At 51.3% G+C, this 17,538-nt stretch carries 16 protein-coding genes; 6 read left to right on the top strand and 10 right to left on the bottom strand.

The genetic code is table 11. The annotated features are described in order from the left end of the window. Nucleotides 1-1,011 (bottom strand): RsmB/NOP family class I SAM-dependent RNA methyltransferase (locus AC1DWB_RS21485; protein ID WP_477543135.1); only part of this gene is annotated, 1,011 nt, incomplete at its 3' end. A 182-nt stretch (nucleotides 1,012-1,193) separates the two neighbouring features. Here AC1DWB_RS21485 and queC point away from each other — a divergent pair. Further along, complete coding sequence (queC, locus tag AC1DWB_RS21480; protein WP_477543134.1) at nucleotides 1,194-1,892, top strand: 7-cyano-7-deazaguanine synthase QueC; 699 nt, start codon at nucleotides 1,194-1,196, stop codon at nucleotides 1,890-1,892. Between the two features lie 530 nt (nucleotides 1,893-2,422). On the opposite strand, the gene AC1DWB_RS21475 is transcribed toward queC, so the two are convergent. The 4 genes from AC1DWB_RS21475 to AC1DWB_RS21460 all read right to left on the bottom strand — a co-directional run bounded on the left by AC1DWB_RS21475 (nucleotide 2,423) and on the right by AC1DWB_RS21460 (nucleotide 5,666). Further along, on the bottom strand, nucleotides 2,423-2,686 hold the full coding sequence (locus AC1DWB_RS21475) for a hypothetical protein (RefSeq protein ID WP_477543133.1): 264 nt from the start codon (nucleotides 2,684-2,686) through the stop codon (nucleotides 2,423-2,425). 19 nt (nucleotides 2,687-2,705) lie between these two features. Further along, on the bottom strand, nucleotides 2,706-3,611 hold the full coding sequence (locus AC1DWB_RS21470) for a helix-turn-helix domain-containing protein (protein ID WP_477543132.1): 906 nt from the start codon (nucleotides 3,609-3,611) through the stop codon (nucleotides 2,706-2,708). Nucleotides 3,612-3,718: 107 nt separating this feature from the next. After that, nucleotides 3,719-4,651: an aldo/keto reductase gene (locus AC1DWB_RS21465; RefSeq protein ID WP_477543131.1), complete on the bottom strand. Its 933-nt coding sequence runs from the start codon at nucleotides 4,649-4,651 to the stop codon at nucleotides 3,719-3,721. A gap of 4 nt (nucleotides 4,652-4,655) precedes the next feature. Beyond that, the gene (locus AC1DWB_RS21460) at nucleotides 4,656-5,666 is read right to left on the bottom strand and encodes a Gfo/Idh/MocA family protein (RefSeq protein ID WP_477543130.1); all 1,011 of its coding nucleotides are present in this window, start codon (nucleotides 5,664-5,666) and stop codon (nucleotides 4,656-4,658) included. A gap of 120 nt (nucleotides 5,667-5,786) precedes the next feature. Here AC1DWB_RS21460 and AC1DWB_RS21455 point away from each other — a divergent pair, with 120 nt between their 5' ends. Beyond that, nucleotides 5,787-6,632 carry an AraC family transcriptional regulator gene (locus AC1DWB_RS21455; RefSeq protein WP_477543129.1) on the top strand — a complete coding sequence of 282 codons (846 nt, stop codon included), beginning with the start codon at nucleotides 5,787-5,789 and terminating at the stop codon, nucleotides 6,630-6,632. 22 nt (nucleotides 6,633-6,654) lie between these two features. On the opposite strand, the gene AC1DWB_RS21450 is transcribed toward AC1DWB_RS21455, so the two are convergent. Next, nucleotides 6,655-7,815, bottom strand: coding sequence for a GGDEF domain-containing protein (locus tag AC1DWB_RS21450; RefSeq protein ID WP_477543128.1), 1,161 nt, complete (start codon nucleotides 7,813-7,815; stop codon nucleotides 6,655-6,657). A gap of 89 nt (nucleotides 7,816-7,904) precedes the next feature. Here AC1DWB_RS21450 and AC1DWB_RS21445 point away from each other — a divergent pair, with 89 nt between their 5' ends. Both AC1DWB_RS21445 and AC1DWB_RS21440 read left to right on the top strand, forming a co-directional pair. Further along, nucleotides 7,905-9,050 (top strand): glycosyltransferase family 4 protein, encoded by a 1,146-nt coding sequence (locus tag AC1DWB_RS21445; protein WP_477543127.1) that lies wholly within the window; start codon nucleotides 7,905-7,907, stop codon nucleotides 9,048-9,050. Further along, on the top strand, nucleotides 9,047-9,853 hold the full coding sequence (locus tag AC1DWB_RS21440) for a sugar phosphate isomerase/epimerase family protein (RefSeq protein ID WP_477543126.1): 807 nt from the start codon (nucleotides 9,047-9,049) through the stop codon (nucleotides 9,851-9,853). The genes AC1DWB_RS21445 and AC1DWB_RS21440 overlap by 4 nt, the downstream gene beginning before the upstream one ends. Before the next feature lie 13 nt (nucleotides 9,854-9,866). Here the strand turns inward: AC1DWB_RS21440 and AC1DWB_RS21435 are convergent, their stop codons facing one another. Continuing rightward, nucleotides 9,867-10,514 (bottom strand): MOSC domain-containing protein, encoded by a 648-nt coding sequence (locus AC1DWB_RS21435; protein ID WP_477543125.1) that lies wholly within the window; start codon nucleotides 10,512-10,514, stop codon nucleotides 9,867-9,869. 298 nt (nucleotides 10,515-10,812) lie between these two features. On the opposite strand from AC1DWB_RS21435, the gene AC1DWB_RS21430 reads away from it, so the two are divergent. Next, on the top strand, nucleotides 10,813-11,871 hold the full coding sequence (locus AC1DWB_RS21430; protein WP_477543124.1) for a methyltransferase domain-containing protein: 1,059 nt from the start codon (nucleotides 10,813-10,815) through the stop codon (nucleotides 11,869-11,871). Here AC1DWB_RS21430 and AC1DWB_RS21425 read toward each other — a convergent pair. From AC1DWB_RS21425 to AC1DWB_RS21415, 3 genes are all read right to left on the bottom strand, one after another. Beyond that, the gene (locus tag AC1DWB_RS21425) at nucleotides 11,868-13,211 is read right to left on the bottom strand and encodes a protoglobin domain-containing protein (protein WP_477543123.1); all 1,344 of its coding nucleotides are present in this window, start codon (nucleotides 13,209-13,211) and stop codon (nucleotides 11,868-11,870) included. The genes AC1DWB_RS21430 and AC1DWB_RS21425 overlap by 4 nt on opposite strands. 91 nt (nucleotides 13,212-13,302) lie before the next feature. Further along, nucleotides 13,303-15,429 carry a sensor domain-containing protein gene (locus tag AC1DWB_RS21420; protein ID WP_477543122.1) on the bottom strand — a complete coding sequence of 709 codons (2,127 nt, stop codon included), beginning with the start codon at nucleotides 15,427-15,429 and terminating at the stop codon, nucleotides 13,303-13,305. Nucleotides 15,430-15,457: 28 nt separating this feature from the next. After that, complete coding sequence (locus tag AC1DWB_RS21415; RefSeq protein ID WP_477543121.1) at nucleotides 15,458-15,745, bottom strand: STAS domain-containing protein; 288 nt, start codon at nucleotides 15,743-15,745, stop codon at nucleotides 15,458-15,460. 349 nt (nucleotides 15,746-16,094) lie between these two features. Here AC1DWB_RS21415 and AC1DWB_RS21410 point away from each other — a divergent pair, with 349 nt between their 5' ends. After that, complete coding sequence (locus AC1DWB_RS21410; RefSeq protein WP_477543120.1) at nucleotides 16,095-17,390, top strand: metallophosphoesterase family protein; 1,296 nt, start codon at nucleotides 16,095-16,097, stop codon at nucleotides 17,388-17,390. Nucleotides 17,391-17,538 lie beyond the last annotated feature (148 nt).

Here is a 17,538-nt window from a genome sequence, read left to right as displayed (position 1 = left end):
CGCGTCGCGGCCGCGTGCGCCGCGCGGCTCGCTGGCCGCGAGCGCCGCGGGCCTGCGGCCCGTCGCTGCTGCGCCCACGCTGCTGTCGCCATCGCCGCCCTGCTTGCGCAGCAGCGCGACGAAATGCCCTTCGCCCCGTTGCCGGTGCGGCCAAATGCGCTCCGTCCGCAGGACGGAAAAGTCGGGATACCTCGAGGTGAACGCCTCGAGGACTTCTTCATTCTCCTCGCGATTGAACGTGCATGTGGAGTAAGCCAACAGTCCGCCCGGCTTCAGCATGACGGCTGCCGAATCCAGGATATCGAGCTGGCGGGTGGCACACATCGCGACATGCTCAGGTGACCATTCTTCCCGTGCGTCAGCGTCTTTGCGGAACATGCCTTCGCCAGAGCAGGGGGCATCGAGCATGATTTTATCGAAGAAGGCAGGGAATCGTTCAGCCAGCTGATCTGGTGTTGCACTCGTTACTACGGCATTGCGGACCCCGTAGCGTTCGATGTTCTCGCTGAGAATTTTGGCCCGCCCCGGATGAATTTCATTGGCTATGAGCAGACCGACTCCTTGCATCATACCAGCGAGCTGAGTTGATTTGCCACCAGGTGCCCCGGCTAAGTCCAGTACGATGTCTCCTGGAGCAGGACTCAACATTTCCGCAGCGGACATAGCTGAAGGTTCTTGCATATAGTAGACGCCTGCCTGGTGATAGGGATGCTTGCCTGGCCGGGCACTATCTGCGTAATAAAATCCCGTCGGGCACCAGGGAACCGGCTCCAGGCCGAATAGGCGCACCAACTCTTCATAAACGGGGTTTTCTGCATATGGAGTATGCACTTTGAGCGGGTTGAGTCGCAACCCTTGTGTTCGTGATAATTCATAGCTATGGAAGAATGCAGTTGCTTCGTCACCGAGCTGATCGCTTATTCGTGTAACGAAATCTGCAGGAAGTTGGATAGGCTTGGCTTTGGTTCCGGTTTCGGTAGTTTTGGTTTCGGAAGATTGGGAAGACGGCATGAATACTTAATCCTTTCTGATTGTCGAGTCGAGTACTTCCCTATTATACCCACTCGTTCGCGTTGTGAGAAGCTAGGCCCAGTGATATAATAAGCGTGGTTTTGACAGATGGATTCAATCGTCCGTGTCCTCGAATCCGAGGGGATCGACTCACATAAACAGTAGAAAGGGATGTTCTTTGAATGAGCCCAAAAGCAGTCATCATCCTAAGTGGAGGCCTGGACAGCACAACGTGTATGGGGATGGCCAAGGAAGCGGGTTACGAGCTGTTCCCGCTTTCGTTCGACTATGGACAACGTCATCGAATCGAGCTGGAGAATGCAAGCCAAGTAGCTCAATTTTACGGTGTACAGGATCGTCATCGTATCGTTCAACTTGGATTTTGGCGGGATTTTGGCGGAAGCGCCCTAACTGACGAGAGTATTGCAGTTCCGACTGCACACGAGGAGGATGCTGCCAGCCAGGAAACCGACATTCCGGTTACTTATGTGCCAGGACGCAACTTGCTGTTCTTATCCATCGCTACTTCATTCGCGGAAGTGATGGAGGCGGAGGCAATTTACATTGGGGTCAACGCGCTCGATTATAGCGGATATCCCGACTGCCGGCCCGAATTTATTGCCAAGGTGGAAGAAGTCATTGCGCTAGCGACCAAGGTAGGAGTAGAGGGCAAAGGAATCTCCATCAAGACACCGCTCATCTCGCTAACCAAAGCAGATATTATCCGAGAGGGGAATCGACTTGGAGTTCCATATGAGTTGACGACCTCCTGTTACAACGGGAAAGCGGAAGCCTGTGGCGATTGCGATAGTTGCCGATTGCGGTTGAAAGGTTTTGCCGATGCCGGACTGACCGACCCGATCCCTTATGTAGGCGTTTAAGTAGACGCGGACTTTAATCTGAATCGTTAGAACTATTAATGAGAATAGAGGAACTCAGTTCTCTTATTTATCACATTCAATCATCAACGTAAGAAATAGAAGAACTCAGTTCTCTTATTTCTGTTGGTAGGGGCTATTCCATCCATTTCTTCGGAAATAGAAGAACTCAGTTCCTCTATTTCCGAAGAAGAAGGCAATGGATTGGAAATAAGGGAACTGTGTTCTCTTATTTCCAAGTACACAGCTATTTGTGTGGGCTTCGTTCTGATTTGTTACGCGATAGCCTGATAATTCGAGCTATGGCTCTCTAGACCGGCTTTGAAAATGGATCTTGAGGTGTCGTAATCACAGGTATACGACCTGAACAGTAACAATAAGTTCTACGATAAGCACGGTTTGGTTTGTGTTAGGTGCGGCGTTATTCAATTGTGCCGCCACCACAACCGATACGCACCACCAACTGCCACCGGAGAATCATTCTCCAGGTGGCTTCTCTCTTCGTACGCCTAGCATGGGCGTCATCTCTAGGGTCAAAGTCCCGGGGTCTGGCGAACGCCTACCGTTAGCCAAGAGCAAGGGTGTCTGCCGCGAGGCAGAATCTGATTCCTGTAAACTCGAGTGGTTGCAGGCAGAAAGATGACGTTCTTATCTGGGGAGACCTGCGGAACACGCGAAGTGTCTTCGTAACCGCGGCTGAGAAGCCGCGCTGAATTCGCAGGAGTCAGCAGAAGCCATAGTACGCGGACTGTAGCAACCAGCTTGCGGAAGGGCTGAACCGAAAGGACAGCCTTCATAGCCGGAGTTCCTCCCTAATTATGGTTTCAGCTGCTTTCTGTATTCGCTAGGAGAAATTCCGTAGTGCTTCTTAAAGGTGGTTGTAAACGTGGAAGCATTCAAGTAGCCGGTTTTCTCCCCGATTTCGGAAATGGATAACTCCGTATTCTTCAGCAACTGCTTGGCTTGATGAAGCCGCACCTTATTCAAATATTCAACGAAATTAATTGCAAACGTGCGCTTGAAGAAGTTGGAGAAATATTTGGGTGTCGTCTGCAGCTTCTCCGCCATATGGTCCAAGTGTAAATTGTCCATGTAATGCGTTTCAATGTATTGCGCAACCGACGCGGGATCCAGCTTGCGCTTGGGATCCGATCTGGCCGATTCGGCGATGGTGCGGACCGTTCGGATCAGCGCACTTCGGATGTCGGAAGCCCCAGCAGGCGGTTCGAGCTGTTGAAGGAATGCCTTCTCCAGAGCGACAATGCGCTTGGCATCAACGTCTGTCGTTTCCCCATGCTTAACCAGCTCGTAGAAGATCGTCCGAGCCACAGTCACCAATTGAGCGCGGTGGACCCGGCGCTCTTCGTTGTGCCGGATGATCGCTTCGATGATACGGATGCACTCTCCTGCATTCCCGACAACAAGACACTGCGCCGCCTTCTCGATTTCGTCGAGCGGCGCGTACACATTCCACGTAGGATGGATCTGCAAGAAGTCGATGATGGCGTCGTCCGCGTCGATATGGCGGTAATCGAAGCAATCGGCGATATCTTGGTAGGCTTTCGGAAGATGGACGGTGTCGGAAGTATATACGCGGCTGATGGCGGCTTCGACTTCAACGCCTTGCCAAGTCTCGCTCTTCGCGTGCCGGATCATGGCGTGCAGCTGCTTAATCCCGTGTTCGCGTTCACCAGGCTTCTCGAGTCCGATCAGCACAAGCACATACCCGGGTTCCTATGGCAATAATCGTATCGAACTCGGAAGGGGGGGGCAAAACACAAAYAACGCCCTTCCGACTTCCTACTGGGAAGCGAAAGGGCTGAAAAGTGTTACTCGRCTGACAAGTCCAGCCAAGCCATCTCCTGCGGCGTCAGCTTAACCGATGCGCCTTCTTTGCAGGAATCCATCTCCTGCTGATTTTGCGGTCCGATAAGTGCGGCCGCCGGGAAGGGCTGATTCAACACGAAGGCGAGCGCGATTTGTATAGCCGTCAACCCTTTAGCCTTCGCCAACTCTTCGGCACGACGATAACGTTCCCAGTTATCATCGCTGTAGAAGACGCGTACCAAGTCCTTGTTTTCCAGGTTGTCGCGTGTGAACCGGCCGGTGAAAAAGCCGCGAGCTTGCGAAGACCAGGACAAAAGCGGCAATTGGGTCGTTTCATGCCACTGGATCGAATCCGCATCAGCCGAGATGCAACCCGCCCAGAATGGCTCATTAGCCTTAGCGAGGCTCAAGTTCGGGCTGCTGAAGCTGAACCCGACCAACCTGTGCGCAGCGGCGTAGTCATTCGCTTCCTGCAGACGCTGATGACTCCAGTTAGAACCGCCAATCGTACGAATACGGCCTGCTTCGATGTGCTCATTAAGCGCTTCAATGATGGGGCCGACGGGCACAGCAGGGTCATCGCGATGCAGGGCGTACAAATCGACATAATCGGTCTGCAGACGCTCGAGACTTTCTATTAAGTCTTGGTTGATCGCTTCCTTGTTTACCCGTGGGCCGTTCGCATTTTGATGAGCACCCTTGGTCAACACCAATATGTCTTGACGGTTGCCGCGTTCAGCGATCCAATTGCCGATAGCTCGCTCGCTCTTGCCACCCCCGTATATATGTCCGGTGTCGAGTGTATTCCCACCAATGGCTACATAAGAATCGAGCAGAGTATTAACTTTCTCTTGAATGTCAGGCGAATAATAGTCCGTCCCCATAATAAGCTGGGTCACTTGACGGTCGAGTCCTTTGATGGAAAATGAATTCATCGGATTATCCCTCCAATTGAACGCGGATGCGCTGATCAGCAGATAGCAGGCAAGCGTCCAAAATCTTCATATTGTTAACAGCATCAACCGGTTCGAATCGAGCGGATTGTTCACCCCATGCTGTATGTGCGAAATCGTCCGCTTGCAACGCATATTGGTTCGTTAGCTGGAATGTCTCGTCGCGTTGCCCGCTCGCAGCGAACACGGTGAACATAGATGTCTGATCGGGAGGGGATACGAAAGCGGATGGTAGATAGATACGTCCATCCGTCCCTAGAATCTCCAATGTGTTACGGAAGCTCGCCCACATCGCACAATCGAATGTCAAGCCAATGCTGTCCGGGAATTCCACTAGTCCAGATGCCATCATATCCACATCGCCATGCTTCGGTGAGAAGAAGGCTTGAACAGTTGCAGCTTGCGGCTCCGTGCCAAGGATGTAGCGGGCAGCGGAGATCGGGTAACAGCCGATATCATATAAAGCTCCGCCCCCCATATGACGGTGGAAGCGAACATTTTCCGAAGAGCCAGAGGAGTTGAATGTGAACGTCCCATGGATACCGCGGATCGTACCGATTTCGCCCGAAGCGATAATTTCCTTGATTCGTTCATAACGAGGGTGATGTCGATACATGAATGCTTCGGCAAGATGAACGCCAGCCTTCGCGCAAGCTTCTACCATTTCCTCGCCTTCCGCTGCAGTCAGAGCGAACGGCTTCTCACACAACACATGCTTGCCTGCTTCTGCTGCACGAATGGTCCATTCTTTGTGCAGATGATTCGGGAGCGGGATGTACACCGCATCGATCGAGTCATCAGCTAGCAGAGCTTCGTAGCTGTTATAAGCGGTAGGAATGCCTAGCTTCTCAGCAGTTGACTTCGCCTTCTCTTCATCACGGCTTGCAATAGCTGCCACTTCGCCTGTAAGCGATTGCTGAATTCCTGGAATAACGGAACGAATGGCGATGCCTGCGCAACCTACAATTCCCCAACGAAGCTTCTTTTCCTTGTTCATCTCACGACACCTCGATTATTAATTTATAGGACTATATTGCCATTATAGATCGGTAGCTTTAAAATGAAAATGACACTTTATTGATCTGAATAACACGATATTGTCATTGGAGTGAGATAGATGAAGCTGCATGTGGCCTTGCCGACTTGGAACGAACATCCTTATCTATGCTTACCGGAATCAGTAGGTTGGTATGCGGAGCAACCTGATCATGTCGTGGAACGTCCAGCCGGGACTTGGCAGACATTCAGCATTCATGTGATCATTAGCGGCAAAGGGTATGTGGAGATGGGGCAAGACACTCAACTGTTGCAGAGAGGCGATGCATTTCTATACTATCCGCAGAAGGAACAGAAGTATTATAGCAGCAGGGAAGAGCCGTGGAATGTGCGTTGGGTGCACTTCTATGGCAAAGAGCTTCAGCCTTTCCTGAATGAGCGAGGGTTTCAAGTCTCGCCACTCTGGACACTGAAGCAGTTGAAGCCTTGGGAGGAAGCACACGATGAGCTGCTGAACGAATCGTCGGAGCACAATTTCCTGCACGTACCGCGATTGTCCGGTCTTACGTACTGGCTGCTGGCAGAGTTCATCAACCAAGCGATCCCACTTACAGCGAGTCGAAGTACAGAGGCACTGGAGCGTATCCATCAGTTGCTACCCGAAATGCGTCGCAGGTCGGCGGAGCCTTTCAGTTTGGAGGAATGGGCGGAGCGGGCGAAGGTTAGTCCGTATTACTTTTGCAAAATGTTCAAGAAAGCGACGCAGATGACGCCTACCACATTCATGACAACGTGCCGGATGCAAGCCGCCAAGCAGTTGCTGTTGGAGCGGTTGGATTGGCCGATCAATCAAATTGCTGAACAGACGGGCTACACGACAATCAGTTATTTTCACAAAAAATTTCAGGAGCACGAAGGCATGACGCCGTTAGAATTCCGATCCATGTTCTGGAACCGGACCCGCTAAGCCCGCAACCACAACCTAGAATTCACTTGGCTTTAGCCATACTTTTCGTGAACTTCACGACTTTATTCTTACCGGTTGTCTTCGCTATGTACATGGCCTGGTCCGCTTCGCGAATGAGCTCGTCAGCGGTCTGTCCGCTGTGATATTTACTGTAGCCGATACTGACGGTCACGCCAACGGAATGCTCGATCCGCTGCCTGATCTGCTCGGCCAGTTCACCGGGCTTGATGGAATCGTTCGTAATGAGGATGACCATCTCTTCACCGCCATAACGGCCAACGACGCCGATCTGCTCACTGTCCTCCAAGAGTACTTGGGCGACCTGGCGTAGAGCTTCATCACCAGCTTGGTGACCGTGCGTATCATTCAGTTTCTTGAAATTATCAATATCGAAGAAGAGCACAGAGACAGGCAGCTCCCGAGCGGTGTATTGCGATACCCGTTTCACGAAAAATTTGCGGTTATAAAGGCCTGTTAGTCCATCTGTAATGGAAGACCGGTATATGGTATGCATCAACTCGACGATCCGATCGAACAGGAACATGAATAGAATGAAGAAATACAATAACGGAAAGTAGTATTCTACCAGATTTAAGAACAGCAGCGGCGCATCCACCACGTACCGGTTCATGATATGAGCTACGTGACAGAGCAAATAGGTGATCGTGGCGGCCTGGTACTTGATCGCTTGTCCAATGCGCGGTGGCAAGACGAATAAGCTGCCTAGAATGAGCGCGAATAAATAAAGCTCAAGGCCGATATTTTGCAACAACTGGACTTGTTCCGGAGCACCCTGCAGCCAATTAGGAATTTGAAATTGCACGACCGCAAGAAGCAAGGTGACGAGTAGTAGCGAATAAAAATAAAGGGAATCCCGCTTTCTTGTTGAATTGTATAGTTGGTATATCGCCAAGCTGAGCAAGATATAAGACACTACTTTCAACAGCTGTTCCGCATAACCGATCCAGATCACATGGGCTCCGGATGTTACGGCAGTCACGATGAGCAGCAGATGCTGCACAATAATGGCGGTAAGGGATACGGTAAGTGTCAAATACGCTCTACGCCAGCGATCCCAGAGCAGCCGAAGCGACATAATGAGCATAAGTAGCAATATCAATAGCATGCAGGACAATGAATATACCTGCGCATACGTTCCTAGGAACAGTTCCGAGAAGTTCAAGGCTGCCTCCGTCTATGGGGTGGACTGTCTCCGTATTATAACAGATTTTTTTTCTTACAGCGTAGATTACCAAATGGGAGCGAATGCACATGAATATTTTACAAGCGTTGTTTTTCCCACCCGAGCAGCCCGGCGGCGTCTCCTCCATGGTCCCTTACATTTGTCAACAATTCGAGGGTATGGGTTGGGAGATGGAGCTGTTCTCCATCCCGAAACGGGTTCGGAGCAAAGGGACGGAAGAAGTGTCGTTCGCTACATTCGATTGGACCTTATTCGCAGGCAACCCGATTGTGGACAAATATATACAGACTTACAAAGATTATGTATGGTGGACCCGTCTGCGTATCCGTAAACCTTACGACCTTATACATGCCCATCATCCTATCGCAGCGCTAGTCATGAAGCAATTGTTTCCCGATACGCCGGTGCTGCTAACGATTCATTCCAGTTATGAACGTGAATTGATTCTCAATGGAAAGATCGCCGCCGGCGGACCGGAGCATCGATTCCTCACCTCGTTGTATGGGGAGTTGGAACAGCGTCTCGACGGTATATTGACGGTGTCGGAATCATTCAAGAGCTATGCCGCCAGTTATATGAAGGACGCCGATCGTATCAAAGTCATCCCGAATGGCTTCGATGAGAAACGGTTCCGTCCGGTTGCTCATGAGAATACGATCCCGCAGCTCATCACGGTTTGTCGGCTCGTACCAGCCAAGGGGATCGATACGCTGTTGAAGGCGTGCGCAGAGTTGAAACGACGCGGTCATCCCTTCGTTCTGCATCTGATCGGGGACGGTCCGATTCGGGAAGAGCTGGAACAGATGGCGATCGATCTGAACATTTATGAAGAAATTATTTTTTATGGCTACATGTTGCATCCTGAGGAGTTTATGCCATTCTTTGATATATTCGTGCTGCCCTCGCGTGCGGAGGCGTTCGGTTCCGTATTCGCCGAAGCAGCGCTCTGCTGCCTGGCTCTCGTGGGGACGAACGTTGGCGGTATTGCCGAGCAGATCGAGCACGGACGCAACGGCTTGCTTGTTGAACCAGGCGATTCGGAGGGCCTGTGTAATGCACTGGAGCTGGTCATGGCAGATCCGACATATCGTTACCAACTGGCGCGTTCTGCGTGGATGAAGGCGAAGATGACGTATTCGCTTAGCCGCGTTATCGGTCAGCTCAAGCAAATCTATGAAACAACGCCTTTGACAAAGGAGAGCGATTCAGTATGAAGCTGAGAATGATCAAATCGACTTGGGGAATGCCAGGGGATTCGCTGCTGCAGAAGACCGAGCAGTTGATAGCAGCAGGTTATGACGGCATAGAGACCGGGATTCCAGGGGCAGAAGAGGAGAAGCCCTTCCTGAACTTACTTCGTAATCATAACAAGGAGCTCATCCTCCAAGTATATACGCAGGGCGGGGACCATTTCGCCTCCTTGCGTGCGCAGGTCGAACAAGCGGCCAAGCTGCAGCCGAGGTTGATCGTAGCTCACTCCATGAAGGACAGTACGTCGTATGACCAACAGCGTTCTTTCTTCGAAAAGGCGCTTCGGTTGGAAGAAGCGGTCGGCATTCCAATCGCGCATGAAACCCATCGCGGGAGAGCGTTCTTCACCCCATGGCACACGGCCCACATGATCGATCTGTACCCGGAGCTTCATGTGACGGCTGATTTCAGCCATTTCTGCTGTGTATGCGAATCGCTGCTCGAAGACCAGAAGGACAATCTAGTGAAGATTATGAATCGGTCGCTACATATACACGCTCGTGTAGGCTATGCCGAAGGACCGCAGGTCCCGCATCCAGCCGCTCCAGAGTATAAGACGGAGCTGGAGACGCATGAAGGCTGGTGGGCGCGCATTCTCAGCCAACACGAGAAGAAGGGCAGCGAGTTCATCACCGTAACGCCGGAATTCGGGCCTCCGGGCTACATGCACACCCTGCCTTTCAACAACGAGCCTGTTGCCGACCTATGGGACGTATGCCTGTGGATGAGCGGTCGATTGAAGGAACGTTTCCCGGAGTATGTGTAGACATTACACGCAATCAAACCCCCAACAAGCGCTGTTCCAGAGAGCTTCTCCAGCTGCTGGACAGCTCTTGTACACCAAGAAGTCGGTGAATACCGGCCAAGTTGTGTTTGTCGATGTAGTAAGTATGATTCGCCTCAACAACCGTTACCTCAGCTGGATTTCGTTCCACTAAGGTCAACGGTTGTTTGCAGTCGAATACGCCTGGGACGAGCACACGGAAATAAAATCCGGTGAACCCGGCTTGCTGCACCAAAAGTGCCAGATCTGGTCGGTTATACCTCTTGGCCAGCTTGTGGCAAGGCTGCCGGGGTTGGGATACTTGCACCCGAATATCTCCAATGGCGTATACATCGCCGATGCACACCCGATCCTCGGTTAGGCCTAGCACCGTTAAGTTTTCCCCGAACGCTCCGTAATCCAGTGGACTGTTGAGCTCCTGTTCCCAGTAAGGATAATGCTCATAGGAATACACACAGACGGCTTTATCTGGACCGCCGTGATGAACCAGATCCGCTTGTCCATCTCCCTGGAATCCAAGCTCGGATAATGGGAGGGGCCCATCACCCACGCTTGTTTTCATAATTCCGCTCATCAGCTCGATCTTCTCATGGCGAAGAATAGCTGGCATCCCAACGTTTAGCGATACAATCTCAATCTTCATGTCTCCGATCCTACCTCTCTCTATCTTTGTTGCTCTCACCGGTGCGCACGTACGGACATTATAGGAGATATTAGCCATTCCTGCAATTGGCAACGACCGTTTCGTCACGAACCTAGTGTTTGCAACTTCATGTCCACCCATTTTGTGGTAAAATGGGATCGTGATGCAACTGACATGGAAGGGACGCCGATGATGAGCTACAAATGGACTTGGATCAGTATGATTAGCCTCCGGCGCCGGGGTCAATGTGAACGGAACGTAAACCGATGAACAGGCATACAAGGGGGAAGGAAGTACGTTGAATATCCAGCAAATAGCTGAGCAGTTGAATATGACGCCTAGGGCAATTCGATTCTATGAGGAGAAAGGGCTGCTTAAGCCGCACAGACAGCAAGATAATCAATATCGCGTCTATTCGGAAGCGGATGCCTGGAAGCTACAAACGATCGGAGCGCTACGCGAGCTCGATATTCCACTGGATGAGATTAGGCATATGATTCAACACTTGGAAGCGGGAGATGCCGATGAATTCGCGTCTTACTTGAATGTACAGCGCAGCTTCCTGTTCTCCCGCTGGACGGAGCTCAAGCAGCTATTGTCAGGATTGGATTCGTTAATTGAGAAATCGCAACGCCAGGAAACGCTCGAATTGGAAGATGTATTCCAGCTAGCAGCACAGGAGAAACGGATGAAGGCGGCTCGTTCAGCGTGGAAGGACCGTTGGGATTTCAACGCGCTGGCCGGAGAATACGATATTGGGCTGCCCCTGATGGAAGGCTACGCCTCGTCCACATCCATCTACGATCATGTGTTGGCAGAAGCGACATCAGCCGTAAATCCGCAGCCTGGCGAGAGAGGGCTCGATCTGGGCACCGGCACAGGCAATTTGGCTGCTAAGCTAATCGCGACCGGTGCTCAGATGGCCGGAGTCGATCAATCACCAGAGATGCTCAAGCGTTGCAGGGATAAGGTTCCTACACTGGAGACCAAGCTGGGGAACTTGATGGCTGTGCCGTATTTCGATGCGAGCTTTGATTTCATCGTGTCCAGCTTCGCCTTACAGCACCTGACGGAGGAACAGAAGCGTCTCGCTTTGGAAGAAATGTCGCGTGTTCTTCGATCACAAGGCCGGATATGTCTGACTGACCATATGTTCGTGGATGAAGAGCATCGGATTCGGTGTGAACAGGGGGAGCAACAAGGGAACAAGGAGCCGCTGAAGGCCCCATTGAATAACAAGCATTATGCGAATCGGTCTGAGCTGTTGGACTGGTTTCGATCCCATGGATATGTCGCGTACGCCCAGTCATTGGACGATGAGCTGCTGCATCTGGTTGTGGCACAGAGGAGCGGCTAAATGTTTCTGGTTGTTGTATTCAGAGCTTCGGCAGAGACGGCGACATGATTCGTGGCAGCACCGATCTCTTCGATTACGTTGACTAAGGAGCGGATGTCACTTTCAACCTTCTGCAATTCAACCATGCTGCTCTCCATAGAGCTCATGATCGTCAAGAAGACAGAAGCGGTATCACGTGATTTGGTTTGACCGTCGGTAATAAGTGATTGCACCTCGCGGATCGACTCTACAACGTTGATCGTATATTTACTTGATCGGACAAGCAGATCGGTCATTTGTTCCACAGCCCTCTGGGTATCCCCGGATAACTTCTGAACCTCGCTTGCGACAACCGAGAACCCTTTTCCATGCTCACCTGCATGAGCGGCTTCAATGGCTGCGTTCAGGGACAACAGCTTCGTTTGGACAGCAATTTCTTTGACGATCGCAGCAATATTGTTGATCTGCTTGGACGATTCGTTCAGCTCCATGATCTTGTTCTCCATCTGGACGGTACTGTTCTGCATGTTCGCAATCGTCACGGCCAATTCTTGAATCGTTGCATTGCCGCTCGAAGCCAGCGTTGCGGTATCCTGGGATTTGTGAACGCTGAACAAGAAGGTAGAATGAACGTCGTTGCTTGTTGCGATCAGTTCTTCTACGGAGGCGCTTGTGTTTTCCGTCAATAGCTCGAGTTCCTCGCTAATCACACTAATGCTTGATTTCAATTCACTCTTGATGAGTTCGTATTGCTTGACTCGTTGCAGCATGTTCTCCTTCTCGTATGCCTCCAGCACAATTTGCTGCTCCAGGTTCAACAACTTCGTGACGACCTTGGTGATACTCAGGCAATGTTCGCGATCCGGGAAGTTCTTATAGATCACAGTCAATAACGAGTTCTGCATGTTTTGGAAAGCACCCATATACCATTTCGGCTCTAGCCCAATTCGTTGGTGCACTTGAGCGATTCGCAACCGCTTCGCAATGAACGCTTCATCAATAACGCCTGTGAACATCTCCTGGACATGATTTTTCAATGTTAGTCTCAGTCGTTCAACCGTGCTTTTCTGTTCAATCAGATGTTTTAACTTGGGTACACTTGTGACTGAGGAGTAAAAGCTATCCACAATCTCATCCATATTGTCACGCATCAGCTCTTCGACCGATTTCAGCAGTAATAAATCATGTTCGGTCAAATCAATCATAGCCATTTGTTCGGCCAATTCGTCGTTCAGGTCTATGTTCAATACAACTTGCCCGGTGTTTGCATTTACTTGAGGCTCAGGTTGGGAAATGGTTCTTTGTTGTTTATCGGAAAATGAAAAGATTTTTGCCAGGGGATGCTTCGGGCGTTTGGGCATCGGATTATCAGCCTCCTCTTCTTCTATTCGAATTTGGTTGGATCACGGTGAAGATTAAGCGGCGTGGTGCAGGTACAGTAGGAGAAGGCGCTCATCGATTCAGCTTTTTCCGGTATCTGATCTTGGAGGCCGAAGACAGCTTGGTCATGTAGAGCATCTGGAATTGTTCGAGCGGCATGGGGCGGTCGATCCAGTAACCTTGGACCATATCACAACGGAGCGCACGCAGCGATTCCATCTGTTCCTTCGTCTCAATCCCTTCGGCAATGACCGTTAAATTCATACCATGCGCCATAGCGATGATGGCTTTCATAATGAGCAGACTCTTGGTGTCGTACGTTAGCTCCTGAACGAAGCTCTTGTCAATTTTCAACACATCGATTGGAAATTGATTGATCGATCCCAAGGCGGAATGGCCTTTGCCGAAGTCGTCAATGGCAATCCTTATTCCGATGCTCTTAAGTTCGAGCAGGGTGGGTAGGACTGATTCGATATCGGACATGCTGCTGCTCTCCGTAATCTCGAATAGAAGCCGGTGCGGATCGCAGCCGGATTGCTGAATGCAGCTGCGGACGGACTCGACCAGGTCACTGTGTTGAATTTGTCGGACCGAGATGTTGACGGCAATAGTTGGCGCGTCATACCCATTGTGCTGCCAGGACTTCAGCTGGGTGCATACTTCCTGCAGCACCCATCGGCCAATGTCGATAATGCTCCCAGTCTCCTCCGCAATCGGGATGAATTCCGAAGGGGGAACAAAGCCGAAGACAGGATGATGCCAACGCAGCAGCACTTCTGTGCCGCACAACTTCATTCCCTTGCTGCTCACTTGGGGCTGATAATGGAGAGACAGCTCGCGTCGGGAGATCGCCCATCGCAGTTCATTCTCAAGATTGAGCTTACGAAGGAAGGTTTGGCCGATGTCTGTGTTGAACAGCTTTACACCGCTGCGTTGCTCCTTAGCCCGATACATGGCGAGATCCGCATACTTGACCAGCGTGTCGAAATCGGACCCGTGCTCGGGAAACAGACTGATGCCGATACTGGCATGCAGGAACAAATCGTGGTCATCAATACATACCGGCCGCCGGATTTCTTGCAGGAATGAATGCGCCAGCTCCAGTGCCTCATCTGATCTACTCAACCCGGGGAGGACGAGCAGGAATTCATCTCCACCTTGGCGGGATACGGTATCTTGCTCACGTGCCGTCGCTTTCAACCGATCGGCAATCCGTTGAAGCAGCCTGTCGCCCATGGCATGACCTAGCGAGTCATTCACCATCTTGAATCGGTCCAAATCCACGAACAGCATCGCGACGATCGTTCCCGAAGCTTGGGCCATCGAGATGGCTTCATTCAACCGATCATGCAGCAAGGTACGGTTCGGAAGTCCGGTCAGGATGTCGTAATGCGCCATGTACTTGAGTTGCTCCTCGGACTGTTTCCGTTCCGTAATATCCGAGAACATGCCAATATAGTTGGAAATTCGCCCTTCCTGATCGTGTAAAGTGGTGATGGAGATCCATTGCGGGTACACTTGTCCATTTTTGCGCTTGTTCCAGATTTCCCCTTGCCAATTGCCGGTCGTATGAATCGATTTCCACATGTTTACATAAAAATGCTGGTTCTGAACGCCGGAATGCAGGAGTTGAGGGGTATGACCGACCGCTTCTTCCTCTGTGTACCCGGTGGTAACGGTAAAGGCTTGGTTGACAGACATAATCCGAAGCTGGGTGTCCGTAATCATAATGCCGATGCTCGCATTGCTGAATACTTGTGCATGAAGGCGCAGCTTGTCGAGGGAAGCAGGGTGTGAGATTAACTCCAACTGGCCGATATATGGTGTGGGTAAGTCAGTGGAGGAACTTATCGCTTGCAGCGTTAAGTGGGCGCTGTAGGAGTTACCATCCTTGTGCCGATGTCGTACGTCCCCGCTCCAGCATCTGTTGTCTGCTAGCAGCCCTATCAAAGGATCCTCGATCCGTTCTTGAGTAGTCGAGTCTGGTTCAAATTGCGTGATACTCCGTCCTGTCGATTCAGCTTCGCTGAAGCCCGTCATTCGACTATAGGCCGAGTTCGTTCGGGTAATAACCCCTTGTTCATCCATAAGAAACAATGGATCGTTCGAGGTGTGAAATAAGTATTCAAACGCTTGTTCATAACGCTCTGCTAATAGGGTACCTGCTAGAGGCAGGGTGTTGGTTGGTTGCAGCTTCAAGATGACCCCTCGCTCGAATGGACTTTTGTCAGAATACGATACCAACGGACTGGAAAAAAACACCGAGCCGTTTCCCTACATGAATGAATTCGACCTTCGCTCCAACCTCCTCCGCTCGCTTGACCGCCGCCAGAAGCAATCCAAGTCCGGAGCTGTTCATATCCGTTACTTCTAGAAGATTAATCGTCATTCTGCTCATCCCGATCTGAATATATGGAAACAGCTCTTGTCGTATGGAGGTGGCCTCCTTAGCACCGATCGTCCCGGATAAATGAATCGTGATGTGCCCGGGGGCAACGCTTATTGTGCAGCACATGTGAAGGTGTAGCCTCCTTCCAGCTAGGAGTGGCGATTAGGAAAAGATTAGGTGTGAGGATTTAGTAGACTCGCGAACTGCGCTGTAAGCATCAACACACACAATCCTATTTTACACGCGGGTTCATTTGGAGCTTAGGCAGGTTGATCTGGATGTTAGGGGAAATGGTTATTTTAGTTAAGTATATTAAATTATATTTGCCTTAGATGTGACGTTTATCACACTTGGGTGCATAGGAACATAAATATTGTAGGCTCGCTCAGAATAGCGAACGCTTGTGCGCATAGGGAGGAAGCTATACAATAGATAGGAGATAGGCAGAAACGGTTCGTTGTGGAGGATTATTGAGATGAGAGCTTTTCGTTTTATGCATGCAGCGGATCTGCATTTGGACAGCCCGTTCAAGGGTTTGTCGACGCTTCCAGAGCCAATCAAGGGCGTGATTCGCGAATCCACATTCGTAGCGCTGCGAAATTTGGTACAGACGGCGATCGAGGAGCAGGTAGATTTTGTTGTGCTGGCTGGAGACATTTATGACGGAGCAGACCGATCCTTGAGGGCACAACTTCGGTTCCAGCGGGCAATGGAGCAGCTATCGGAACAGGCGATTCCTGTGTATATCGTACATGGTAATCATGATCCGGATGATGGGCGGAAAGCGAAGCTTACTTGGCCGGAATCGGTCCATTTCTTCTCGTCCAAGGAGCCGGAGTGGGTGGAAGCGGTTGACCGGCAAGGTCGCAAGCTTGCTCATATTCAGGGAATGTCGTATCCGACCTCAGCGGTCAAAGATAACTTGGCTGCCCTGTATGCAAGCCGTCGATCGGATCTGTTCCATATTGGCTTGCTGCACGGAAATGTGGACGGAGATGCTGGTCATGACAATTATGCGCCTTGCACGCTACAGCAGTTATCCGCAAGCGGACTTGATTACTGGGCGTTAGGCCACATACATAGCAGACGTATTCTGCGCGAAGCGCCGTGGGTCGTATACCCGGGTAACATTCAAGGAAGAAGTGTGCGGGAAACGGGGCCGAAAGGCTGCTGCTTAGTCGATGTATCGGAGACCGGGCATGTGCGAGTACAGTTTCGAACGACCGATCATGTTCGTTGGCTGGCGGAGAGTGTCTCGATCAACGGGATGACGAGTGAGCAGGAGCTGCGGGATGAACTGGAACAGAAGCTAGAGCAGTGCATGGCTCTAGCTGATGGTCGCTCCTTGGTGGTAAGGCTGTACGTTGAGGGGCGTGGTCCGCTGCACCGTGTTCTCCAGAGCGGAAGTGGGCTGCAGGAGCTGCTGGCCGAGCTGCGGGACGAGCAACTAAAGAAATTAGAGCGTGATGGTGGTGCTATATGGGTATGGCCGGAATCCGTCCAGCTCAGAACGGGACTGGATATTGATCGTGAGCGACTGCTTGGCCAAGACGGATTCATAAGCGATTTGTTACGTAGTACGAGTGGTCTGCTGGACGATGAGCGAGAGCTAGAGTTATTCTGCGCCCGCGCTCTGGAGCCGCTGCTCTCTCACCCGAAGGCGGGACGAATTGTAAGCGAGATGTTGAAGGATGAACGAGCCGATTGGCTACGTGCAGCGGAGCAGCTTGCTTTAGGCTTAGTTGCGGACGAGGAGGGCTGGGATGCGTAGATGTAACCCGGAACGACGGAGGTCTGGTGATGGACGAGGAGCGGGTAGAGCGTGATGGCATGGGTGAGCTAGTGGATAGGCTGAAGATGTTGGGCGAAGGAGCGAGGCAGAGGGACCAATGAGGACGGAGAACCGGCATGGAGGGATG

The organism is Paenibacillus sp. P4_E11, assembly GCF_056401635.1.
Note: the sequence above shows the minus strand (reverse complement) of the source record. Positions and strands in the feature narration are given on the sequence as shown.